The organism is Roseiflexus sp. (assembly GCF_057785375.1).
The window spans coordinates 1-24,239 of record NZ_JBYNRX010000027.1; the positions used below are offsets into that span (position 1 = coordinate 1).

Here is a 24,239-nt window from a genome sequence, read left to right on the forward strand (position 1 = left end):
TCCCTAGTCCCTAGTCCCTAGTCCCTAGTCCCTAGTCCCTAGTCCCTAGTCCCTAGTCCCTAGTCCCTAGTCCCTAGTCCCTAGTCCCTAGTCCCTAGTCCCTAGTCCCTAGTCCCTAACCCCTAATCCCTAATCCCTACCTCGGCGGCGCCTTACGATACTTTGTCACCTCATTGCTGATGTACAGCGTCTGCAGCGAGTCGCTCATCGAGGTGAAGCCGGGCCATTGCAGTCCGGCGAACCCGGCGACATTCGGTTCGAAGCACTCGCCGACGACATACGGCTTGTAGATGTCGGCGACGGTGCGGTGGTAGATGAAGACCGCCGGCGCTTCTTCGCAGAGCAACCGCTCGGCATCCTGAAAAATCTTGATGCGCTCTTCCTGATCGGTCATCTCTGCGGCTTTCAGCACCATCTCATCGAACGTCTTATTGAACCAGTTGTGGCGACCGGTGCTAAGCCAGACGCCAAGCATGTTCGACGGGTCGAGGAAGTCGATGCCATACGACACCATGCCGAACTGGATCTGTGTCGGCTTGGCGTTGATTGCGTCCATAAAGGTCTTGAACTCTTTGTTCGAGACCTCGACTTCAATACCGTACTCCTGTGTGATCGCCGCTGCAATCGCCGCCGCGAGCGCCTGGCGGATCTGCGGCTCGTTGCGCAGCCAGAGGGTCAGTTTGGGGAAGCCCTTCCCCCCCTCATAACCGGCTTCCTTCAGCAACGCGCGACCACGTTCGGGATCGTACCGCTGAATATCCTTCAGCCCTTCCGAGTTCGACGCCGGAAAACCGGGCATCAGGAAGGAGTATGCCGGGATGCCCTGCGTTGGCGTGATGATCGTCTTGATCAGCGTATCGCGATCAACGATATGGCTGAACGCCTGGCGCACGCGCACATCGTTGAACGGCGGGTTCTGGCAGTCGAAGAAGAGATAGTCGGTACGGAAGTCGGCGGCCGTCAGTCGCACCTGCTTCGAGAGTTCGGGGTCGCGCGCGATGATCTCGTTATCGGCAGTCTGCAACTGCTCGCCGGTTACGCGGTCCACTTCGCCTGCCTGATACCCGGCGAACATGGCCTCCGGTCGCGCGGCGATCTGGACGACCCGCTCAACGCGCGGACGGTTCGTGCCTTTGTACGTTGGGTTGATCTCGAACACCACCCGCTCGCCGGGCTTGAACTCCTTCAGCAGGTATGGTCCGCACGAAATCGTCTTTGCCGGGTCGGCGGTATAGAGACCTGAGCCGAACTCTTTCAGCTTGGCGGCGCTCAACACTTCGCTATACACCAGTTTTGCCGGGAGGAAGGGGGCGGCCGTTTCGGTTTCGATCACCAGCGTATTGGCATCTTTGGCAGTGACTCCCAGTTCTTCCAGCGGCAGTTCCCCGGCAACACACTTATCCCAGTTCTTGATCGCACCTGGCGCACTGTAGTACCAGGCGAAGTCCCAGGCGTGCTTTGGATCGGCGGCATAGCGGAAGGTCGCCACGAAGTCTTCCGCCGTTACCGGCGTGCCATCGCTCCAAACAAGGTCGGGGTCGAGGTTGAATGTCCAGACTTTACCGGTCTCATCGGAGGACCAGGAGAGCGCGGCCGCCGGTTGAACCTGGAAATCCTTGTTCAGGCGCACGAGCGTATCGCCGGTCAGGTTGGTGATGCTGCCAAATCCGCCCGACTTGTAGATGGTTTCCATCTGGTTGGGGCTGGTAAAGTCGGCGGTGATGTCGAAGTAGACAACGAATGCCTGATGCTCGAGAGGTGCTGCGTCTGCCGGCAGCGTGACGCCGAGCGAGTTGGTGACGGCGCCGGCTGGCGCGGCAGTGGCGGCTGGCGCGGTGGTGAGCGGAGGGGTTGGCTGCACCGGCGCCAGCGTGGGAGCAGTCGTAGGCGGCGGGACGGTTGCAGGCGGGGAGGTTGGGGCAGTAGCGCCGCCTCCGCCGCCGCAGGCGGCGAGCGCTGCGGAACCGACGCCAAGAGCGGCAGCGCGCAGGAATGCGCGCCGCGTCAGACGTGATCGGGAGGGCTGGTCCATACGCTGTCGTTCCTTTCCATACGCTGAAATGCGGGGAATCTATCACGTTGCATACACGCATGCAACGTTTCCTTCACGCTGCTGCCGATATGGTGCAGCGTCGGGAACGGAGTAGAACCTGTCTCAGATTGGACAATCATTGGGTACGTCAAAACTGCGCCTGCGCGGCGCATCGACGACTTCCTGGGCGTCGGCAGCATTGTTTGGGAACAACCGCTCTCGGGAACATCCGCCTGAAGTGCAGAGTGAAGAAATGATAACATTACCTCAATCGCTTGTCAATGCCAGGTTAAGAGGCGGATCTTACGCTGCGCCTGGGAGCGCGGGCGTTGCGCCCGACAGTGATGAGTGACGAGTGACGAATTGCCTGCCCGTGCCTGTTCCTGCTGCGACTGGAAGCACGGACTTGCCGTCCTTCGAGCGTGCCCGCGCGGTTACTCGTTCCCGCTGCGCCTGGGAGCGCGGGCGTCTCGTCCGCATACGCATAATAGAGCGATCAACAGAGGTGTTGCACAATAATTGCCTGTGTTGAGCGTCTGGCGGCGGACGTTGGTTGCGACAGGCTCAGCCAACGTCATCGCTCCACAATTGCCCGCGCAGGCGGGATTTGCAGCCGTAGCCTGCGGCTTCAACCGCCGGGCAGGTATCGGAAGAGCCGCGCCCGCGGTTTCAGGCGCCGGGCGGAAGAAGCGGCTTCCGCTGCCGGACGAGCGCCAGCCCGCGCAGGCGGGCTGAATCCGCCCTACGTCTGTGCGGCGCACCCGCTCGAGGCTGCGCAGGCGGGCTGAATCTGCCCTACGTCTGTGCAGTACAGTCAGGCCGATCCCGGCATGCGCCACATGTGCTACACTGCTCAAAAGCACGGAAGGAGCGCGGCGGACGCCCCCTGCTCGTAGAAGGTCCGATCAGCATTGATGCCATATATGACGAGGGAAGCATGGCTCCACAAGGGTACTACCGCTGGCCAACAATCCATGGCGACACCGTCGTATTTGTCTGCGAAGACGATCTCTGGTTGGTCCCGGCATCAGGCGGCGTGGCGCGACGGTTGACCGCCAACCCCGGCAGCGTCTGGTCGCCGACGCTATCGCCGGATGGATCGCTCCTGGCGTTCGTCGGGCGCGACGAGGGACCTGGCGAGGTGTTCGTGATGCCTGCCGAAGGCGGCGAGGCGTGGCGCCTGACGTTTCTCGGCGCAACGATGCGAGTCTGTGGTTGGAGTCGCGACAGTCGTGAGATTCTGTTCGCCAGTTCCGCCAGCCTGCCGTTTTCGCGCATGGCGTTGCTCTATGCCATCAGCGCCAATGGCGGTGAACCGCGTCTCCTGCCGACCGGTCCGTCGGTTACGATCTCGTATGGACCGACCGGCGGCGCGGTGATTGGGCGCAACGAGATCGATCCGGCGCGCTGGAAACGCTACCGTGGCGGGCGGACCGGCGATGTGTGGGTCGATCTGGATGGAACCGGCGAGTGGCGGCGCCTGATTGTGCTGCCGGGCAATATTGCCATTCCTCTGTGGGTTGGCGAGCGCATCTATTTTGTCGCCGATCACGAAGGGGTCGGCAACCTCTACTCCTGCCTGCCGACCGGTGAAGACCTGCAACGTCATACCTGGCATCGCGAGTATTACGCGCGTTTCCCATCCACCGATGGACGGCGGATTGTGTATCACGCCGGCGCCGATCTGTACCTGTTTGATCCCGCAACCAACACATCGCGTAAAATCGAGGTGGAACTGCACAGCCCGCGCACGCAACGGAAGCGTCGTTTTGTCGATCCGGCGCGTTTCCTTCAGAGCGTCGCTCTGCATCCCGACGGTCATGCAATCGCCGCAGTCGTGCGCGGCAAGCCGTTTACCTTTGGCAACTGGGAAGGTGCGGTGCTCCAGCACGGCGATCCTGGCGCTGTGCGTTATCGCCTGGCGGACTGGCTGCCCAATGGACGGCGGATAGTCGTGATCAGCGATGCTGCTGGCGAAGAAATGATCGAGATCCACCCGGTCACATTTGGCAATGGCGCACAACAGGCGATGTCTGCTGATACAGGCGCTTCAGGTGCGGCGTTTTCCCCGTTTGATGAACCGGTGCGCCTGGAAGGTCTCGACATCGGACGACCGATGTCGCTTGCGGTCTCACCCAAAGCGCCGCTCGTCGCCATCGCCAACAACCGGAATGAACTGTTGCTCGTCGATCTGACTGAGCGAACGGTGCGACTGCTCGACCGGAGCCGGCATGCCTCGATGGCTGGCATCGCCTGGTCGACGGACGGACGCTGGCTGGCGTATGGCTTTTGGGAAACACAGCAGACATCGGTCATTAAGTTGTGCGAGGTGTCCACCGGAACAATCACGCCGGTCACGCGACCGGTGCTGATCGACCGATCACCGGCATTCGATCCGGAAGGCAAATACCTCTACTTTATCTCGTACCGCGATTTTGATCCGGTGTATGATGAGATGCACTTCGATCTCGGCTTTCCACGCGGAGCGCGTCCATTTCTGGTGACGCTGCGCGCCGATCTGCGCTCGCCATTCGTGCCAGGACCGCATCCGCTCGATCAGGCGCCGCCGAAGACGCCAGCGAGCGAAGCAAAGCCGGCAAACGAGGCAGGAAGCGAAGCGGGTGGGACCGAGGGAGCAACGAAAGGAACGGCAAAATCTGAACCGACGATCAGCATCGATCTGGAAGGAATTACCGACCGGGTTGTGGCATTCCCGCTGCCGGTCGGGCGATACGGGCGGATTGCTGGCATTCCGGGCAAGGCGCTCTTTACTGTCTTCCCGATTGAAGGTGCGCTCGGTCAATCTCGCATGCCGGGCGATGCCGCGATTGCGCGCGGACGCCTCGACGTGTACGATTTCGAGACCCTCAGCAGTGAGACGCTCATCGATGGCGTTGCGTCGTTTCGCCTTTCCACCGACTCAAAGACGCTGATGTACCGCGCCGGCAACCGGGTGCGCGTCGTCAAGGCGGGTGAAAAGCCAAAAGACAATAGCAGCGAGCCAGGGCGGAAGAGCGGTTGGGTTGATCTGTCGCGCATCAAACTGATGATTTCACCGCCCGCCGAGTGGACGCAGATGTATCGTGAAGCCTGGCGGTTGCAGCGCGATCACTTCTGGACGCCTGATATGTCGGGGGTGAACTGGTTGGCGGTGTACCAGCGCTATCTGCCGCTGCTGGAGCGGGTCGTCACGCGCGGCGAGTTCTCCGATCTCTTGTGGGAAATGCAAGGAGAACTGGGCACGTCGCACGCCTATGAGTATGGCGGCGACTACCGCCCGGAACCGCGTTACAGTCTTGGCAAACTGGGCGCCGATCTGCGTTACGACGCCGAAACCGACAGTTATGTCGTCGAGCGCATCATCTCCGGCGATGTGTGGGACGAACGCGCCAGTTCGCCGCTGGCGCGCCCTGGCGTCAACATTCTGCCCGGTGATCGCCTGATCGCAGTCGGCAGTCGGCGCGTCGGGCGCGGGGTATCGCCGCACGAGTTGCTGGTCAATCAGGCAGAGAGCGACGTCTTGCTGACATTCATGAAAACCGATGGAACACTCCGCGCAGTGACTGTCAAGGCGCTGCGCGACGACACGCAGGCGCGCTACCGGGAGTGGGTGGAGCGCAACCGCAAGGTAGTGCACGACGCAACGGATGGGCGCGTCGGGTATCTTCACATTCCTGATATGCAGGCGTATGGGTATGCCGAGTTTCACCGCGGCTTCCTCGCCGAAGTGGTGCGTGAGGGGTTGATCGTCGATGTGCGGTATAATGCGGGTGGTTTCGTATCACCGCTGATTGCCGAGAAACTGGCGCGCAAGCGTCTGGGATATGACATCTCACGCTGGGGTGAACCGGCGCCGTATCCGCCCGAGTCGGTGATGGGACCAATGGTGGCGATCGTCAATGAAGCTGCCGGTTCTGATGGCGATATCATCAGCCATGTCTTCAAGATGATGAAACTCGGTCCATTGATCGGCAAGCGCACCTGGGGCGGGGTTATCGGTATTCGTCCGCGCGACACGCTGATCGACGGCGGAGTGACGACGCAACCGGAGTTTTCGTTCTGGTCGGCGGAGGTTGGCTGGCAGTTGGAGAACCACGGCGTCGAACCGGATATCGAAGTCGAGATGCGACCGCAGGATTACGTGGCAGGCGCGGACCCGCAACTCGAACGTGCCATCACCGAGGTGCTGCGCCTGATGAGCGATAATCCGCCCCGGTTGCCGGAGTTTGGCGAACGACCGCGCCTGCCGTTGCCTGGAGAGGAACGCGACGAGGGAACGTTTGGACGTGACCGCTCAGGCTGACGCATTCGTTCACCCGTCAGTCTAACCGCAGAGGCACAGAGGGCGCGGAGGAGACTGTTCATTCGCCAGCGCATTCGCGTATTCGCTGACGCATTTGTGTATTCGCTGACTCATTTGTTCACGCGCTATGCCGGGCATTTCATTCGACCGAGCCGTCGATTACTACGACGCGACCCGCGGCTATCCGCCGGGCGTCGCTGCGCAATTGCGCGACGCGATTGTTGCAACGCTTCAACTGAAGCGGCATGCACGGCTCCTCGAAGCCGGGGTTGGAACAGGGCGCATTGCGCTTCCCTTCATCGAGGCAGGGTACTTCTATGTCGGCGTTGATCTCTCACGGCGCATGATGAGACAACTGCGCCAGAAACTCGATGGACGACGCCATTCGACATATCTGGTGTGCGGCGACGTTATGCATTTGCCGCTGTCCGATGCGGCGTTCGATGCCGCAGTCATGGTGCATGTGCTGCATCTGGTGGAAAACTGGCGGCAGGTGTTGGACGAAGCGCGCCGTGTGTTGCATTCACAGGGCGCAATCGTGATCGCCAGCGATGAGCGCGACGGGCAAGAAGGCGCCCCCCCTACGCCACGCGCACAGGTACAACAGGCATGGTCGGCGATCCTGGACGAACTGAACGTTCCACCCGATCAGCGGCGTGATGGCGCGCCGCACGGTCTGGACGACCGGTTTCAGGAGCATCTCCAGATGCAGGGGGCCGCCGTGGAACGTCTGACGCTGCTCACCTACCGCCAGCATCCGCAAACGGTGCGTTCTGTGGCGCAGCGATACCAGGAGCGAATATACAGCAGTTGCTGGGTGTTGTCGGATGACATTCACGCCGAAGCAGCACGGCGGTTGCAACGCTGGGTCGATGCCCATCCCGATCCCGATGCGGTGCACGAACCTCCGGCGCGGATCGATGCCATGATTGCACGCTGGAACTAGAGGAGCGCTCAGAGCGGAATAAAAAATGGAGGGCATACGCCCTCCCCGCCTCTTCGTGGAGGTCGCAACGTTACTTGTTGCTGCTTCCAGACGATGCCGTGTTGACGTGCAGCAGCGCGTAGAGCGGGCAGAAACCGGTGACGGCGCTGACGATCAGCAACACCGCAATGACCGTGAGCACAATCTGCCAGATGCCGGTTAGTCCGAAGAAGCCGAACAGAAACATCAACAGACCAACACCGAGGCGAATGTCGCGATCAAAGACGCTTTCATTGACGGGTAGCATGATGTCCCCCTTCCAGGATGTGGTAAAGTGGCGGTAACCTTGTGCGGTTCATCACAAAGAACCGACGCCTCTAGTATACACATCTGGTCGAAAGTATTGTAAAATCCTTCACAATTCTGAGTGGTGATCTCTTAACTAAAGGAAGGACCATGCACGACACAATCGTTTTCACTCGAGGCGTTCCGCCAACCGAAGCATTTCCGACGGCGCAGATCGCCGAATGCCTGGCGACGGCGGTCGAATCCGACGCAGCGGTCGTGTTGCAGTACGGTCAGCAACCCGGCTACGCGCCGTTGCGATCTCTGCTCGCTGCGGAGTATGGCGTGACAGACCATGAGATTATGGTCGCCAACGGATCATTGCAACTGCAAGACCTGCTGGCGGCGCATCTGGTGCGTCCTGGTGCGAGCGTTCTGACGGAGCAGCCCAGTTACGACCGTGCTATCACGACGTTTCGGCGTCGTGGCGCGCGGGTGGTCGGTATTCCACTCGAGGCGGACGGTCTCGATGTGATGCGCTTGGAGGCTGAGGTTAAGCGCCAGACGCCGGCGTTTCTCTACATGGTGCCCGACTTCCAGAACCCGGCTGGCGTGACGACATCGCTGGAGAAACGACGTGCCATCCTGGAGATCGCCGGGCGGCACGGTTTCTGGGTTATCGAGGATATTCCCTACCGCCTGCTGCGCTATCGGGGCGAAAGCGTCCCAATGATGCGCGCGATCAACCCGGATCGGGTGATTACGATCACGTCATTCAGCAAACTTCTCAGCCCTGGCATGCGCGTGGGGTATATGGTTGCGCCATCGTCGCTGGTGGCAGCGGTGACGAAGGAAGGCGAGAACACCTATTTGTCTCCAGTGCTGCCGACGCAGGCCGCCGTGGCTGAGTTCATCCGGCGCGGCTGGATGATGCCAAATATCGAGCGTTTGAAGGAACTGTATCGACCACGCTGGGAGGCGATGCTGAGCGCGGTGCGACGCTACCTGAAGGACGTCGCTGCTTCTGAGCCGGATGGCGGCTTCTTTGTGAGCGTGACTCTTCCGGCTGACGCCAATACCCGTAATCTTGTCGCCCGCGCGAAGGAGATCGGTCTGGTGCTGACCGAGGGACAGGCGTTCTTCGCCGATCCTGACGAAGGTCCGGCGCCGGACGGCGAACGCTTTGTGCGCCTGCCGTTCTGCGCCGTCACGCCGCAGCAGATCGATGAAGGCATGCGCCGCCTCGCATCACTGCTGTGAGCGATGTGACCGTCGCCCTTATGCCTCGTTATTGACGGCGAGGAGATACCCTTTGCCACGCACATTGAGGATGTAGCGCGGCGAACTGGGATCAGGCTCCAGTTTCTGGCGCAGGTGATGGATATGGGGCTTGATCAACTCGCCCGCTTCCAGATCACTGGCATCGTATCCCTGAGCGCACTTCACTAGCTGGCTGTACGACAGCATCGTGCCAGCGTGCTCTGCCAGGCAGAGCAGCACCCGGAACTCGGTCGGCGTCAGCGCCAGCGTGCGCCCGCCAAGCGTCGCAACCTGACGCCATGTGTCGAGTTGCAACTGTCCAATCACAATCGTGCGCTCAGCCTGCGCCGCCGGAGACATCTCAACGGTGGCGGCGACTGAGCCGCGCAGCTCCTGGACTGCGGCGTCCACCACGTTGAGCAGCGCGTGCCGGCGCTGCTCAGCGGCGTGCGCCTGCAACGCCGCCTGAATGCGCTCGAGCACCTGTGATGGCTCGGTGTTTTTCAGCAAATAATCGAAAATGCCGTGCCGCAATCCTTCGATGGCGGTTTCGAGCGAACCGTGCCCGGTCAAGATGATGATCGCAGCATCCGGATGACGCGCCCGGGCCGCCGTCACCACCTGCATCCCGTCGATGCCGGGCATTTTGAGATCGACAAGCAGCAGATCGAACGTTTGCTCGTCAAGGAGCGCAATGGCTTCAGCACCACTGGAAGCAGTCGTCACCTCATAGCCTGCGCGTGTCAGCATTGCGCCCAGCGTCAACCGAATATTGGCTTCATCGTCAACCAGCAGTATTCGCTCCGACTGGCTCATAGTCTCCCCTTTCAGCGGCGCGTTACGTCTGTGGCGCCATCGAACAGATGCACGTTCTGTTCGATGGATGGTAGCACCAAAGGTGGATAGATGTCAACTCATGATTGTGAGTTTGAAACTTATGCCTGAAAAGCATCTAGTAATTGCCCGCCTTTTGTAGTATACTGAAAAGAACTGAAAACTATCTTGTGATAAAATCCACAATCGGTGACATAGGGTGATATGCCGACCCTGAGAGGCTCCTTCCACGCACGCAGGAAGCCCATGTCGGCAGGAGCGTTTTTGCGCAGGCTGGCGGGTAAGGTCGCTGACGACCCTAGTTCAAGAGGAGGCAGGTCAATGATCGACCAGAGCGTGCGTTCGTTGCTCGAGGGAGTGATCGATACGCCTCTCAAACTGCAACTGGTGCTCATGTTTGCCGAGCACCAACACTTGCGCGCTACTGCGGCGCAGGTGGCGGACCGGATCTATCGTGATATCTGGAGCACGCGCGAGGCGCTGCGCGAACTGGCGGAGAGCGGGGTGCTGTCTGAAACGAACGGTAAAGATGGACCTCAATATGCCTTCTGCCCATCGTGTGAACTGGCAGAGCCGATCCGTCGGTTGATGCTCTGTTATAATGAGCCATTGGAACGCGATCTGATCCATCGCACGCTGCGCGAGATAGCCGGAGATGCATCTTATCGTCGGGCGGTTCGGATGGGCATTGCTTTTGAAAGCCTGAGTTTCTAGCGATCTGGAGCCATATGTCTGAAGTGCTGAAGAAGAAAAAAGCCAGCCGCACTCCCCCCGATAAGCGCGATCGTGTGCCTCCCGGTCAGTATGTTACGGAAAAGTTTCCGGTTCTTCACTATGGCGAGGTTCCCATCTACCCTCATGTCGAGAGTGACTGGGACTTGCGCGTCTGGGGAGAAATCGAGGCGCCGGCGCGTTTCAGCTTTGCCGAGTTCCGCGCTTTGCCAACGATTACCGTTACGACCGATATTCATTGCGTGACGCGCTGGAGCAAACTCGACACCCACTGGGAAGGCGTGCAGTTCAGGGAGTTTCTCAAGCATATACCGCCGCTCAAGTCGTCTGCCAGGTATGTTATGGCGCATTGCGAGCATGGTTTTACGACAAATGTGCCGCTCGACGTGCTGCTGGAGGACGATGCGCTGCTGGCGTACAAGTATGAGGGAGAGGAGTTGACGCCGGAGCATGGCTATCCGCTGCGCCTGCTGACGCCGCATAAGTATTTCTGGAAGAGCGCCAAATGGCTGCGCGGCATTGAGTTTATGGCAATGGATCGCCCTGGCTTCTGGGAGCGCTATGGTTACAACAACAACGCCGATCCCTGGAAGGAAGAACGCTACGCGGAGGAGTAGGCTTTCCCCTCATCCCTCCGCCTCTGCCACGCAAGATTTTCACGAGCCAGCGGTTTTTGCCGCGTCACGAAGCCTTTTTCCGCCTCACCCCTTGCCCCCTTTCCAGCGACGCTGGAAGGGGGACAAGTCGTTCTGATGACCAAAAACGAGTAATGCAACATAAGGGTTCGCCAGAAAATATCGATGCCTGTGAGCGCCCCCTTCTCCCTCGCTGTGGGAAGAAGGGGGAGTTGTAGCGTAGCGATACCTGAAACGGATGATGCAACGGACGGGGTCGCTGCCTTCGCTCTTGTGGCGGGCGCAGGCGACGGTCGTGTGGGAGGCGCAGGACACGAGTGCGCCGACAAGAACTCTGATGACGTCTGCACTCTCGGCGCGCAGTTGGACGTGATCGTCACCTGTTGGAGGGGAGTCACACCAGATATGGCCGCAGCACGTTGCGCGCCAGCAGGAAACCGCGCTTCACCAGTTCCTCGGTTCCCTCGAATTTGCGATCCTCGTGTTCGATGCTCAGCACAAAATCATAGCCGACGGCGTAGAGCGCGGCGATAAACCGATCCCAGCGCACCTCGCCAAGCCCCGGCAGGCGCGGGACCTGCCATCCCATCCCGGCGGACATAACACCGTGCGCGTACAGTCCGTCGCGGTTGATCTCCATGTCTTTGGCGTGCACATGGAACAGGCGGTCTTTGAACTCGTACACGGCGCGCTCGTAGTCGATCATCTGCCAGACCAGGTGCGACGGGTCGAGGTTCAAACCGAAGTTTTCGTCCGGGATGATGCGAAACATTTCGCGCCAGATCGCCGGTGCGTGCGCCAGGTTCGTCCCGCCGGGCCACTCATCGTAACTGAAGATCATCGGGCAGTTCTCGATGGCGATTTTGACGTTGCGGTCGCCAGCGTACCGCACCAGCGGGGGCCAGACGGCGGCGAACTGCTCCAGGTTGTCGGGTACGTTCTTCGTCTGGTCACGCCCGATGAACGTGCCGACCACGCCGACGCCAAGGGTGCTTGCAGCGTCGATGACTTTCTTCAGGTGCGCATTGACTTGCGCACGATGCTCTGGGTCGGGATGCAGATTGTTCGGGTAATAACCAAGGGATGAGATCGTTAGCCCGGTGCGCGCCATCAGGTCGCGGATCTCAGCCGCGCGCGCACCGGTCAACGTTTCGACATCGATGTGGCAGACGCCGGCGTACCGTCGTTCTTTGCCCGAACCGGCGGGCCAGCAGGCGATTTCGATGGCTTCAAAGCCGTTTGCAGCGCCCCATGCGGCACATTCTTCGAGTGAGAGATGTGGCAGCGCAGCGGTGAAGAATCCGAGTTTCATTGATGCTCTCCTTCAAGTCCAAAGACTCGATCGTTCCCATGACTGGCGGCAGCCCCGGTTGTTCCGGCGTCTCAGCGTTCGATGGCAACCCAACGCTCCTCACGCGCACTGCGCAGGATCGCTTCGCCCAACAGCAGTTCCTCGTGTCCATCGGCGAATGTTGGATAATCGGGCGCGGCTGGCGGCGCACCGGCGGCAACGGCGCGGTAGACCGCTTTATAGAGTTGCTTGAACGTGTCGGGGAAACCTTCGGCATGCCCGCCGGGATAGTCGGTCGCGCCGCGCGCTGGGGGCATGAGGAGCGCCGGATCGCGCAGCAGCAACCCGCTGGCGGTCTCGCGTCGTCCCAACCACAACTCCTCCGGTCGCTCCGAATCCCATGCCAGCGATGAGCGCTCGCCGTCGATTTCGAAACAGAGCCGGTTCTTGCGCCCCGGACTGACCTGCGACACCGTCAGCACGCCGCGCGCGCCGCTGGCGAAGCGCAGCAGAATGCTGGCGTAATCTTCGGTATGGATCGGTTGCTCGACTGTCTCGGCGGCGGTCACTTCTTTGCCGGTGAAGGTGTCGATCGGTCTGGTCGGCTTGCGGCGTACCGGAATGAACGTTGCCATATCGGCCAGAACGGCGCTCACCCTTTCGCCGGTGATGAACGTTGTCAGGTCAAGCCAGTGCGAACCAATGTCGGCAACGGCGCGCAACTCGCCGCCGAGTTCCGGTTCCAGCCGCCAGTTCCAGTCCGTCGGCAGCATGAGCCAGTCCTGCAGGTACGACCCCTGGATAATGCGCGTGGCGCCGGTTTCGCCTGCCTGCACCAGCGCGCGCGCGTGCTGGCAGAGCGGATAGAAACGGATGTTGAAGTTGACAGCGTGGACGATCCCGGCGTCAGTTGCCAGGCGCAGCAGTTCCGCCGACTCGGCGGATGTCATTGCCAGCGGTTTTTCGCAGACCACGTGCTTACCGGCGGCGATGGCCGCTTTGACCTGCGGAAAGTGCAGGTGATTGGGGGTGGTGATATGCACGACCGTCACGCGCGGATCGGCGAGCATCTCCTCGAAACCGGCATAGACGTGAAGACCGAGCGCGTCGGCTTTGGCGCGGGCGCGTTCCACACTCGAGCCGACGACGCCGAGCACCGGGATGCCAAGCCGACGCAGCGCCTCGACATGCACCACGCCGATGAATCCTGTTCCGACTACAGCGACGGCGATCTCTGTCATAGAGCACCTCACTCTTGGGAGATTGGCGATGCCTGATTTTCCCGCGATTGGCGTCTCCTGTCAAGAATAGCAGGCGTATCGTGGTACAATCGCATTGTGTCTGGACACAGTGCAAGGAGACCTTCCCATGACCGACATCTCGCTCGAGACCCTGACCTACGAACAGGTGGCGAAGACGATCGATCACTCATTGTTGCGCCCCGAACTGACGACCCAGGAAGTTGCTGCCGGGTGCGATCTGGCGCGGCGCTACCATACCGCGTCGGTCTGCGTCAAACCATGCGATGTGCCGCTGGCGGCGCGCCTGCTGGCAGGTAGCGATGTCGCAGTTGGCACGGTCGTCGGTTTTCCGCATGGCAGCCACGCAACCGCCGCCAAAGTCTTCGAGGCGCGCCTGGCGATCGAACAGGGCGCAGTTGAACTCGATATGGTGATCAACATCGGTTGGCTGCGCTCCGGGCACGATAACGACGTGCTCGAAGACATTCGCGCTGTGGTGATTGCAACTGAAGGCCGGGCGCTGGTGAAGGTCATTCTAGAGAACGCCTACCTGAACGATGCCGAGAAAGAGCGCGCCGCGCGCCTGGTGGAGCAAGCCGGCGCAGATTTCGTCAAAACCTCGACCGGTTTCGCTCCGTCTGGTGCAACCATCCCCGATCTCATCCTGATGCGGCGTAGTGTTTCGCCTCGGGTGCAGGTGAAAGCGGCCGGCGGGGTGCGCACCCTCGATGCGCTGATCGATGTGCTGCGCGCCGGCGCAACGCGGGTCGGCGCGTCGGCGACTGCCGCCATCCTCGATGAGTTCTGCCGGCGCAAGGGATTGCCGGTGATCGGCGAAGGGGCGGCGCCGCCGGTGACGCCGGGGACGTACTGATACTCATGCGCGGTCATTCGTACCATACTGCCGGGGCGCGCAGCGGGACGTCCGGGCGCTGCGGGCGAAAGCCCTCGCTGAGGCAAGTGGAAGCCCCGCTGGGGCTGCTGATGCCAATGCGCTGTCATGCGCCCACGACCGCCAACGCGTGTTGTAGAGCGTTACGCCTTGCGAACCGGGCGTTCGATCTTGTCTGACTGACCGCAAGTTAGTATAAGATCATAAGCACAGTTACGATACTGGCACGATTCCGCGTCAATATTGTCATGGTTTTGCGCAATAGCGCTTGCTATACTCGTCTGCGATATGCGCGCAACTTCGCGCGTCCCCCTTTTTACATGCAAGGAGCGCTGGCCATGACGATTGAGCAGAGCGATGCCGGCATTTCATTTCCCCGAAGCGACGGGCTGGACTCATATGTGCGTGAACTCGAGCGCCGTATCAGCGATCTGCAATATCAGCTGGCGCGCGACGCCGCAGAACTGGAACGTTTGCGCACATTGACGGATGGTTATGAGCGCACCGCTGCCATCCTGCGCACGCTCGCCGACAACATTCCAGACTGGGTGCTCGTCAAGGATCGTGACCATCGATACCGTTTTGTCAATAAAGCGTATGCTGAATCGCTCCATATGCATCCTGACGAGATGTTGGGGAAAGACGACATCGAACTGGGATTCCCGGAATACAACGTGAAGGGCGATCCCGAACGCGGCATTCGCGGCTTTTGGGCGGATGATTGCCAGGTAATGGAAAGCGGAGAACCGTTGATTATCCCTCGTGATATTGCAACGCTCAATGGCGAGGAGCATATCTTTTTCACCTCGAAACTCCCGCTGAGGGATGCACACGGTGAGATCTGGGGCGTACTCGTGCTCTGCCATGACGTGACCGATCAGCACGCAGCATTAGCAGCGAAGCGTCAGAGTCTCGAACGCGAGGCGTTGATTGCAGCGCAACAGGCGGCAATTCGTGAGTTGTCCACACCGCTCATTCCGGTAGCGGACGGTGTTGTGGTAATGCCAATTATCGGAACGGTCGAAAGTATGCGCGCCTTGCAGATCATGGAAACGTTGCTCACCGGTATCACGCAGCATCACGCACACACTGCATTACTGGACATCACAGGCGTTCAGGTGATCGATACGCAGATTGCGGCTGCACTGGTGCGTGCGGCGCAGTCGGCGCGCCTCCTGGGGACGGACGTGATTCTCACCGGCATTAGCCCCGAAGTGGCGCAGACCCTGGTCCACATCGGCACCGACCTGAGTGCGCTGAAAACGCACAGCTCATTGCAGCGCGGCATCGCGTATGCGCTCCAGCGGCAGCGATAGCGCTGTTGCAGGTTTGCCGCGCGGCGCTTCCTGTCGGCTCGCAATGGCGATCTGACGGGAGTCGACGCCGTGCGGATCTCCAGGGCGTATAATAGTTTGTATGACAGGCAATTCGCGTTCCATGCCGCGTTTTTGCGCCTTCTGCGGCGCCGATCTGCCGCCCGGTGAACCGCGCTTCTGTATTGAGTGCGGTCAGCCGGTCGAGCCGATTGAGCAGAGCGAAGAGTCTGCGCTCGATACTCCTTCGGCGACCGGACCTACCGTGCGTCTGGCGAATGCGCGCACCGAACAGACAGTGATCGGCGGGACGGTCAAACTGCCATCATCGGGGGCGGCGCCGCCGGGGTTGTGGTTCGCGCCTGAGTTGCCCGGTCCTGATGATGTCATCGCCATTTATGCGCCGCTACGCGCCATTGTCGGCGGGTGGAGCGGTTTGATCGAGCATGGCTGGAAGAAATGCGGTCAGGAATGGGCTGACGACGGAACCAGCCGCATGCTGGTGCGCTTCACGGTCGAGCGCGTCTGGTTCGCCGCGCCAGGGGCCGCGCACAATATGCGCCTGATGGTGCAGATCGGCGCTGTGGCGCACGCCGATGAAGGGCGCACCCGGCGCGGGTTTCGCTACCGGATTGGCGCCGATCCGCCGATGGACGTCGCTGCTGCCTGGTGGGTCGAGGGAAACGCGCCACGTTTCGATCTGTCGGCGCCGCAGATACAGATCATGGCGCCGCCGCGGATCATGCGGGTGTCGGATTTTCGCGAAACGGTGCGCCGGATGAACGCGCGCGAGGCGGAAACCTGGGCGCGGCAGGGAGAAGTTCATGGGTTGTTCCGCATGCTGCACAGTGCACAGCAACGCACCCCGGTCGGGCGCGGCATTCCGCTGCTCGAAGTATCGCTGCTCGGCGCATGGCTGCGGCTCGGCGGCGTGGTTGGGCGGCTTTACCGGGTGCAAATGTTCCGTCCACTCGTCTGTGATGCATCCGCCTGGAAGCGCCTCAAGCAGCGGATCGTTCAGGAAGCGGCGGATCTTGGTCTCGATATGAAGACGGACGCAATCATCGAGTGGTGGCTTGATCGCGAAGGATACGATGGTGCGCTCTTCGAGCGCAACGCGCATCCCTATGGCGGCGGTCGGGTCGTGATCGCCTTCCGCCGCAGTCAGATAACCCTGATTGAAGGATAGAGGAGAAGCATACCCATGCCACGACCCAAACGCACCCGCGCAGCGCAGGCTGCCTCCGCGCCGCAGGAGGGACCGACGCTGCGGATTGCCATGATCGCATCGGAATGCGTCCCGTTTGCCAAGACCGGCGGGCTGGCGGATGTGGTGGGTTCGCTGCCGAAGGCGCTGCGCGCGCTGGGGCACGATGTGATTGTGATTATGCCGCTCTACGGCATCATTAACCGCGAACGCTACGCTATTCGCCCATTCCTGGCGCCGATGGGGGTCTGGATGGGCGATGTCGAAGAATGGTGCGCCGTCCATACCACAATCGTCGATGGTGTGCCGGTGTTTTTCATTGAGTCCGATAAATATTTTGCGCGTCCGGGGTTGTACCACGACGCCGATTACAACGATTATCTCGATAATCCGCGCCGCTTCGGGTTCCTGACCCGCGCCGGGTTGCAACTCTGCATCGATATGGGGTTTCGCCCCGACATTGTCCATAGCCACGACTGGCAGACGGCGCTGGCGGCGGCGTACCTCAAAATCTGGCACTGGGACCATCCGCTGCTCGGCGGCGCCGCCAGCGTTTTGACCATCCACAACATCGCGTATCAGGGCGTGTACGATACGTCGCACTATCCGTACCTGGGGTTGCAGTGGAGCAATTTCACGCCCGACAAGTTCGAGGATCACGGGCGGATCAATTTTCTCAAAGGCGGGATTCAGTACTCTGATATGCTCAATACCGTCAGCCCGACGTATGCGAACGAGACGCGCACCCCCGAAGGCGGGCATGGATTGGCGATGTATCTGAATGACCGCGGCAGCACCTACCGCGGCATCCTGAACGGCGTCGATTACACGCAGTGGAATCCGGAGACCGATCCGCTCATCCCGGCGCGCTATAGCGCCAGTAATCCGGCAGGTAAGGCGATCTGCAAACGTGAATTGCAATTGCGAATGGGGCTTGAACCCAACCCAAACATCCCGATTGTCGGCGTGGTGAGTCGTCTCGCACATCAGAAGGGACTCGATCTGCTGGCGGGCGCCATCGAGGGTCTGGTGCAGAATGCGCTGGTGCAGTTCGCCATCCTTGGCGCCGGCGACAAAGGGCTGGAGGGGTACTACGGTCTGCTGCCGGTTCGTTTCCCCGGTCGAGTTGGCAGTTTCATCGGCTACGACAATCAACTGTCGCACTGGATCGAGGCGGGGAGCGATTTCTTTGCGATGCCGTCGCGCTATGAGCCGTGCGGATTGAACCAGATGTACTCGTTGCGCTACGGCACGCTGCCGATTGTGCGTGCAACCGGCGGCCTGGAAGATACCGTGCAGCAGTACGATGAACAGACCGGCGCCGGCACCGGTTTCAAGTTCTACGAACCAAGCGTTCACGCAGTCTACTATACTATCGGCTGGGCGATCAGCACCTACTTCGACCGGCCGCACCATATCCAGCAGATGATCCAGATGGCAATGGCGCAGGATTTCTCGTGGGAGCGCAGCGCCAGAGAATATGTGCAGTTGTATCGTGAGGCAATAGCGCGCAAGCGCGGGATGTGATCATGCTCGAACAGGTCGATCTGACCCTGACACTCAGCAAGCGCGACTACCGTCAACGCCTCGTCGATCTCCAGATGCGCCTGTACGACATGGAACAGGCGCTGTTCGAGGCGCGTATTCCGGCGCTGTTCGCCTTCGAAGGGTGGGCTGGCGCCGCGAAGGTGCGCACGATCAGCGCCATTACCCGTCGGCTCGACCCGCGTGGCCTGCGCGTCTATTCGATCACACCGCCGCGCACATATGAGATGCAGTATCCCTGGCTGTACCGTTTCTGGCTGAAAACGCCGAGTTACGGTCAGATTGCGATGTTTGATCGCTCGTGGTACCGCCATGTGCTTGGCGAACGGGTACGTGGCGAATTGAGCGTCGCCGACTGGCGCGCGCGGTGTGAAGATATTGCGGCGTTCGAGCGCCAACTTGCGGACGATGGCGCCGTGATTCTGAAGTTCTGGCTCCACATTTCGCAGCGTGAACAGGGGCGACGATTCAAGAAATTGCTCAGCGACAAAACGACCGCCTGGCAGGTGACCGAAGAGGATCTGTGGCAGCATCGCCACTACGAACGGGTGCGTGATGCGGTCGAGGACATGATTGCGCGCACCGACACCCCCTATGCGCCCTGGATCATCATTCCGGCGACCTGTGGGCATTATGCGCGTGTGGTGGCGTTTGAGGCGATCCTGAGTGCGCTTGAGGCGCGCATCGGGAGGCGACCGGTTATTGATGTGGACTCTGATGTACGTGAAGAACTGCTCGATTCGCGTGGCACGTCTTTTCGCCGCAGTCTCGATGTCTTGCGCACCCGTGGCGCGCGTCCGCTATCGCCTGTCGGGAATGGCGCGCCCGATGGGACGTTCGCAGGCGCATCGCCGTTGCCTGGCGGCATCAGCATTCTCCGGCGCGTTGATCTGAGCCAGCGCCTGGATCCCAGGAAATACACCCGGAAACTGAACCGACTCCAGGCAAAACTGCGCCTTCTCGGTTTTCAGGTCTATCTTCAGAAGCGTCCGGTCGTCGTGGTCTTTGAGGGATGGGACGCTGCCGGAAAAGGAGGAACGATCCAGCGCATTACCGAAAAACTCGATCCGCGCAGTTATGTGGTGCATGCGATTGCCGCACCGACCGGCGACGACAAGGCGCATCACTATCTCTACCGCTTCTGGCGGCGGCTGCCGCCGCGCGGTCAGATCGCCGTCTTCGACCGCTCGTGGTACGGCAGGGTGCTGGTAGAGCGCGTCGAGGGGTTCGCCCGTCCAGATGAATGGCAGCGCGCCTATGCCGAGATCAACGAATTCGAGCGGCAACTGGTTGAGTTTGGTACAATTGTTGTGAAGTTCTGGCTGCATCTCAGCCCCGAAGAGCAGTTGCGACGCTTCGAGGAGCGGCAGTCGATCCCGTACAAAGCCTGGAAATTGACCGAGGAGGACTGGCGCAACCGCGAGAAGTGGCCGCAGTATGAGGCGGCGGCGGACGAGATGCTGCTGCGCACCTCAACGCCTGCCGCACCGTGGACGATTGTCGAAGCCGAGGATAAGCGATTTGCGCGGATCAAAGCGCTACGCACGCTGGTGCGACGGCTGGAAGCGGAGTTGGGTCGGGTGAAACTGTAGGAGCCTGCCATGCGCCTGAGTGAAGACAAAATCCGCCGGATTGCCGAGCGGTTGCACGATGAACTGGAGCAGCGCGGACTGGTGACATACAAGGATCCGCGTGGCGTGACGCTGGCGATGGGGCGCGCCGCGCGCGTCAAGGCGATCTACGATTTCATCGTTGCCGATCTGAAGATCGAGGAAGAGATCGATGCTGAAGTCGAGCGCATTCTGAGCACCTATTCGCGCGAAATCAAAGGCACCGAGCGCGATATTCTCTTCCGCAAGCATAAGGAAGAAGTTGCACGCAAACGGGGGTATATTTTGTGATGATGTATCCGTGTTCTTCACGCCATCCATAGAAAACGTGCTATAATATATTAGGAGCGGCGAGTTCCCCATCACAATGGGCTGGTAGCTCAGAGGTAGAGCAGCGGTCTTTTAAACCGATGGTCGTGGGTTCGATCCCCACCCGGCCCACCACCTCACATCGTCGATATGACCTCCTCCCCTCTCCCACTGCGCAAAAAGATCATCGAGGTCGCTTTTCCGTATGAAATAACTGGCGTTGCCGCTTCCCGCGAAGTGGCGGCATCTCCACGCTTCCCGGACACCATGTACCACTGGTGGCCCCATCAACCGCTCGCGCTGTGCCGTGCGGCGCTTTTCGCCGCAATCATTGACGATCCAGATCAGCCGGATGTGCCGAAGTCGCTGTTCCGGTTGATCGATGCCCTGCCGACTCCGCAGAATGCTGGCTCCGCGTGGCAGGCGTTGTCCCTCGGCGAGCAGCGCCGCCAGAAGGTGCTGGAGTTTATTGAGCGACTGGCACAGCCGGAAAGCCTGAGCAGTGATCAGGTTCTGAATGCTGCCCGCGCGCTCGTTCATGCTGCGGTTGCCGATGATCCTCCGCCGGTTTACGATCCGTTCGCCGGCAGCGGTAGCATTCCGCTCGAGGCGCAACGCCTGGGACTCACCGTGGATGCCTCGGATCTCAATCCGGTCGCCGCGCTGATGAATCGGGCGCTGATCGATCTGCCGCCGCGTTATGCCGGTCTGCCGCCGGTCAACCCGGAAATGAGGAGCGGGGGGGTAGACGTGAGGAAAGCGGAAGAAGGGAAGCAAGAAGCGCTCGAGTCATTCCCCTCTGCTCACTTCTCCAAAGGCGCGCACGGGCTGGCTGCTGATGTGCGCTTCTTCGGGGCGTGGATGCGTGATGAAGCGCAGCGTCGGGTCGGGCATCTGTTCCCAAAGATCGAACTGCCTTCGCGGTATGGCGGCGGGGAAGCGACGATTATCGCCTGGATCTGGGCAAGCACGCTGCGTTGCCCGAACCCTGGTTGTCGCAACGATATTCCACTGGCGCGATCGTTCGTGCTCGATGATCGTGAGGGGAGGAAAACCTGGGTCGTACCACGCATAGGAGAGCGGTATTCGCGTCACGAAGGAGAACTCCTTTTTGACCTTCAGCGCGGCAAAGGGTCACCGCCTGCGGGAACGATCACCTGGCAGGGTGCGCGATGCCCCTTCTGCGGTCGGCGCATTGCGCACGACGAACTGCGCGCTGCGGGTGTTGCCGATCAGATGAGCGCGGAATTGATGGCAATTGTCGTAGAGAGCGGAGAAGGACTGATCTATCTTGAACCGTGCGACTCCTTCGGACGCATCACGCCGCAGACGAAACCGGCCTGGATGCCCGCTACACAGCTGACGTCCAACCCGCGTTGCGTGGACCTGCCGGACTACGGGTTCACCACTGTCGCCTCGCTCTTTACTTCGCGGCAACTTGCCGCCCTGGCGACCCTCAGCGACCTGATCGATGATGTGCGCGCGTCTGTCTTGCTCGAAGCAGAACAATGCGCTGACCGCGATGCAGCGGCGTATGCCGATGCCGTGGCGACGTACCTGGGGCTGGCGATCGGCAAAACGGCGGATGTTGCGTCGAGCCAGTGCCGCTGGGATGCCAGGACGCAACGGATCATTCCTGCGCTGGCGCAAGGCGCGCTGCGGATGAACTGGGAGTATGCCGAAGGCAACCCGTTCAGCGACTCCACTGGCGGATTTATGCATCAGGTCGAAGCCCTGGCGGGGGTTCTGGAAGCGCTCGATCCGGCGGGTGACGGCAAGAGCATGCAGCAGGACGCCGCTGACCTCACGATTGCGCCCACTGCCAGAGGGCTGGTCTGCACCGAACTGCCGCATCCCGACAGTCTGCCGCTCGCGGAAGTGAGTGACTTCTTCTATGCCTGGCTCCAACCAGGGTTGCAGTCGATCTATCCCGACTTGTTCGACGCTCCGGCGACGCCAATGGCGACCGAACTGGTCGCCGATCCATCGCGCCACGGCGGCGTCGAAGCAGCGCAGCGCTTCTTCGCAGAGCGGTTCCGCGCCGTCTGCACACGCCTCAAAGAGGCGCAGCATCCCGCCTACCCGCTGGTTCTGTTCTACCCTTCTGGCAAGGGCATCGACTCTGAGTCTGTTTCCGATAAGGGCGAAGCGTGGCATCCGTCAGTTGCTGTCGATCGGCCCACACTCCTGAGTGAGGCGGGGCTGACAGTGATTGCCGCGTGGGACATTCGTTTGCACGATGCAATCTCCGGTGGACGCCCCTGGCTGACGATCTTCGTGTGCCGTTGATGAGGGGATGTTGACCGGCGAGCGCCTGCCTGGGGAATGCGCCGCCGCCGAACGTCCCGCCTTTGCAGTGACAATCCCTGTGTCTGCCCGCTGCCATGCCCCAGGAAAACGCCCCTACAGCGTTTCGTCGGGCGAACCCGCGAAGAAGTCGGCGACCTGGGCGCGGAATGGCAGCGTCGGTGACAAAAGCGTGCCCTCAGGGGCAATGGCGAAGACCTCGAGAAAATCGCCGGTAACCGGATCGGGGCGGGTGCATACCAGGACATCGCGCTCAGCCGGGCGAACGATCCAATACTCCGGCAACCCGGCGCGCGCATATGCTGCACGTTTGATTTCCGTATCGGTCTCGGGATTGGACGGCGACAGCACCTCGACAATCAAGGCAGGCACGCCATTGATGCGTCGATCATAGATCATGCTGCGATTATCATTGCGCACAACGACAATGTCGGGTTGCACCGGATCACACCCCGGCATACGCACACCAATCGGCGCCCATGCGGTCAGACCAATGCCCGGACGGTCAATCTGTTCCACCAGCAGCAGCACGATCTGGCGAACGATCCACTGGTGAAAAAAACTCGGCGCAGTGGTCACAAACAGGACTCCGTCGATGACTTCATACCGGTTGCCGTCATCCGGCAGAGCAGACCAGCGCTCATAGTTCCAGCCCGTATCGATTGAGCGTAGCGACGACACGGCGGGAAAGGGTGTGACGGTCGTCATCGCTCCTCCTTGCGCGCAGTGTGACGATGCCTCCATTCTACCACGGCGATAGCACAGTGTGGGACTGTTTGGCACAACCGCTTCCTCCGCCGATTTCTTGACCAGATCTTGAGCTTTTGCAGAACAGGGATTGATCTGGACAGGGTAGACTCTCGCGGTATCGTAATAATCGGTGTTGGAGGAAAACTGTATGACACGCATGGTCTCGATAAGCCTGATCGTTCTTCTTGCGGCGCTGATCGCCGCATGCAGCAATGCGCCGCAGGCGGCGACCGGTCCATCAAGCGCCCCGACGTCCCAGAGCATGTCCGGGATGGATCATTCCGCCATGATGCCAGGCGAAGGGAGTGCGCCATACGACGCACTCTTTATCGACAGCATGATTATGCATCACGAAGGCGCTATTGGAATGGCGCGGCAGGCGCTCGAGTCTGCTGAACGTCCCGAAGTTCGGCGACTGGCGGAGGCGATTATCAGCACACAGCAGCAAGAAATAGGCGCGATGCGTTCCTGGCGCGCCGCATGGTATCCTGATCTTGCGCCGACGGTTGGCTTGGGCATGGAGATGGGTCCGATGATGGTTGCCGACGGACCGGCGCCGTTCGATCAGCGTTTCATCGAAGCCATGATCCCGCACCATGAAGGCGCTATTGCTATGGCGCGCGATGCGCTTCAGCGTGCAGAGCGCCAGGAAATAAGGGATCTGGCGCAGACCATTATCACGGCGCAGGAGGCGGAGATCGTCCAAATGCGAACCTGGCTCAAAGAGTGGTATGGTATCGAATATGCAAACAAGTAATGCCTGATAAG

Annotated in this window: 19 protein-coding genes and 1 tRNA gene; 14 read left to right on the top strand and 6 right to left on the bottom strand. The window is 60.6% G+C overall.

Annotated features, from left to right (window positions below; all coding sequences use genetic code 11):
* Positions 1 to 136: 136 nt before the first annotated feature.
* Entirely contained in the window at positions 137 to 2,032 is a 1,896-nt protein-coding gene (locus tag AC3EA7_RS04790; protein ID WP_488612896.1) for a peptide ABC transporter substrate-binding protein, read from the bottom strand.
* 937 nt (positions 2,033 to 2,969) lie between these two features.
* Between AC3EA7_RS04790 and AC3EA7_RS04795 the strand changes: the two genes are divergently transcribed.
* Positions 2,970 to 6,335, top strand: a complete 3,366-nt coding sequence (locus AC3EA7_RS04795; protein ID WP_488612897.1) for a S41 family peptidase — start codon at positions 2,970 to 2,972, stop codon at positions 6,333 to 6,335.
* 127 nt (positions 6,336 to 6,462) lie between these two features.
* The gene (locus tag AC3EA7_RS04800) at positions 6,463 to 7,281 is read left to right on the top strand and encodes a class I SAM-dependent methyltransferase (RefSeq protein WP_488612898.1); all 819 of its coding nucleotides are present in this window, start codon (positions 6,463 to 6,465) and stop codon (positions 7,279 to 7,281) included.
* Between the two features lie 70 nt (positions 7,282 to 7,351).
* On the opposite strand, the gene AC3EA7_RS04805 is transcribed toward AC3EA7_RS04800, so the two are convergent.
* Positions 7,352 to 7,567, bottom strand: a complete 216-nt coding sequence (locus tag AC3EA7_RS04805; RefSeq protein ID WP_488612899.1) for a YgaP family membrane protein — start codon at positions 7,565 to 7,567, stop codon at positions 7,352 to 7,354.
* Between the two features lie 149 nt (positions 7,568 to 7,716).
* Between AC3EA7_RS04805 and AC3EA7_RS04810 the strand changes: the two genes are divergently transcribed.
* Entirely contained in the window at positions 7,717 to 8,805 is a 1,089-nt protein-coding gene (locus tag AC3EA7_RS04810) for an aminotransferase-like domain-containing protein (RefSeq protein WP_488612900.1), read from the top strand.
* Positions 8,806 to 8,823: 18 nt separating this feature from the next.
* Here the strand turns inward: AC3EA7_RS04810 and AC3EA7_RS04815 are convergent, their stop codons facing one another.
* Positions 8,824 to 9,621 carry a response regulator transcription factor gene (locus AC3EA7_RS04815; protein ID WP_488612901.1) on the bottom strand — a complete coding sequence of 266 codons (798 nt, stop codon included), beginning with the start codon at positions 9,619 to 9,621 and terminating at the stop codon, positions 8,824 to 8,826.
* 339 nt (positions 9,622 to 9,960) lie between these two features.
* Between AC3EA7_RS04815 and AC3EA7_RS04820 the strand changes: the two genes are divergently transcribed.
* Entirely contained in the window at positions 9,961 to 10,353 is a 393-nt protein-coding gene (locus tag AC3EA7_RS04820) for a hypothetical protein (RefSeq protein WP_488612902.1), read from the top strand.
* Between the two features lie 14 nt (positions 10,354 to 10,367).
* Positions 10,368 to 10,988: a sulfite oxidase-like oxidoreductase gene (locus AC3EA7_RS04825; RefSeq protein ID WP_488612903.1), complete on the top strand. Its 621-nt coding sequence runs from the start codon at positions 10,368 to 10,370 to the stop codon at positions 10,986 to 10,988.
* A 412-nt stretch (positions 10,989 to 11,400) separates the two neighbouring features.
* Here AC3EA7_RS04825 and AC3EA7_RS04830 read toward each other — a convergent pair whose 3' ends face one another.
* Together AC3EA7_RS04830 and AC3EA7_RS04835 are read right to left on the bottom strand one after the other, a co-directional pair.
* The gene (locus AC3EA7_RS04830) at positions 11,401 to 12,318 is read right to left on the bottom strand and encodes a sugar phosphate isomerase/epimerase family protein (RefSeq protein WP_488612904.1); all 918 of its coding nucleotides are present in this window, start codon (positions 12,316 to 12,318) and stop codon (positions 11,401 to 11,403) included.
* A 71-nt stretch (positions 12,319 to 12,389) separates the two neighbouring features.
* Complete coding sequence (locus tag AC3EA7_RS04835; RefSeq protein WP_488612905.1) at positions 12,390 to 13,538, bottom strand: Gfo/Idh/MocA family oxidoreductase; 1,149 nt, start codon at positions 13,536 to 13,538, stop codon at positions 12,390 to 12,392.
* Between the two features lie 127 nt (positions 13,539 to 13,665).
* Between AC3EA7_RS04835 and deoC the strand changes: the two genes are divergently transcribed.
* From deoC to AC3EA7_RS04875, 8 genes are all read left to right on the top strand, one after another.
* Positions 13,666 to 14,412, top strand: coding sequence for a deoxyribose-phosphate aldolase (deoC, locus tag AC3EA7_RS04840; RefSeq protein WP_488612906.1), 747 nt, complete (start codon positions 13,666 to 13,668; stop codon positions 14,410 to 14,412).
* A gap of 356 nt (positions 14,413 to 14,768) precedes the next feature.
* On the top strand, positions 14,769 to 15,746 hold the full coding sequence (locus AC3EA7_RS04845) for a PAS domain-containing protein (RefSeq protein ID WP_488612907.1): 978 nt from the start codon (positions 14,769 to 14,771) through the stop codon (positions 15,744 to 15,746).
* A 100-nt stretch (positions 15,747 to 15,846) separates the two neighbouring features.
* On the top strand, positions 15,847 to 16,932 hold the full coding sequence (locus tag AC3EA7_RS04850; RefSeq protein ID WP_488612908.1) for a zinc ribbon domain-containing protein: 1,086 nt from the start codon (positions 15,847 to 15,849) through the stop codon (positions 16,930 to 16,932).
* Positions 16,933 to 16,947: 15 nt separating this feature from the next.
* A complete protein-coding gene (glgA, locus tag AC3EA7_RS04855) occupies positions 16,948 to 18,477 on the top strand; it encodes a glycogen synthase GlgA (protein ID WP_488612909.1) in 1,530 nt (509 codons plus the stop codon).
* 2 nt (positions 18,478 to 18,479) lie between these two features.
* Positions 18,480 to 20,087 carry a hypothetical protein gene (locus tag AC3EA7_RS04860; protein ID WP_488612910.1) on the top strand — a complete coding sequence of 536 codons (1,608 nt, stop codon included), beginning with the start codon at positions 18,480 to 18,482 and terminating at the stop codon, positions 20,085 to 20,087.
* A 9-nt stretch (positions 20,088 to 20,096) separates the two neighbouring features.
* Positions 20,097 to 20,396 carry a hypothetical protein gene (locus AC3EA7_RS04865; RefSeq protein ID WP_488612911.1) on the top strand — a complete coding sequence of 100 codons (300 nt, stop codon included), beginning with the start codon at positions 20,097 to 20,099 and terminating at the stop codon, positions 20,394 to 20,396.
* A gap of 78 nt (positions 20,397 to 20,474) precedes the next feature.
* A tRNA-Lys gene (locus AC3EA7_RS04870) sits at positions 20,475 to 20,549 on the top strand.
* A 15-nt stretch (positions 20,550 to 20,564) separates the two neighbouring features.
* A complete protein-coding gene (locus AC3EA7_RS04875) occupies positions 20,565 to 22,703 on the top strand; it encodes a DUF1156 domain-containing protein (RefSeq protein ID WP_488612912.1) in 2,139 nt (712 codons plus the stop codon).
* 114 nt (positions 22,704 to 22,817) lie between these two features.
* On the opposite strand, the gene AC3EA7_RS04880 is transcribed toward AC3EA7_RS04875, so the two are convergent.
* The gene (locus AC3EA7_RS04880; protein WP_488612913.1) at positions 22,818 to 23,429 is read right to left on the bottom strand and encodes a Uma2 family endonuclease; all 612 of its coding nucleotides are present in this window, start codon (positions 23,427 to 23,429) and stop codon (positions 22,818 to 22,820) included.
* 190 nt (positions 23,430 to 23,619) lie between these two features.
* On the opposite strand from AC3EA7_RS04880, the gene AC3EA7_RS04885 reads away from it, so the two are divergent.
* On the top strand, positions 23,620 to 24,228 hold the full coding sequence (locus AC3EA7_RS04885) for a DUF305 domain-containing protein (protein ID WP_488612914.1): 609 nt from the start codon (positions 23,620 to 23,622) through the stop codon (positions 24,226 to 24,228).
* Positions 24,229 to 24,239: the final 11 nt, after the last annotated feature.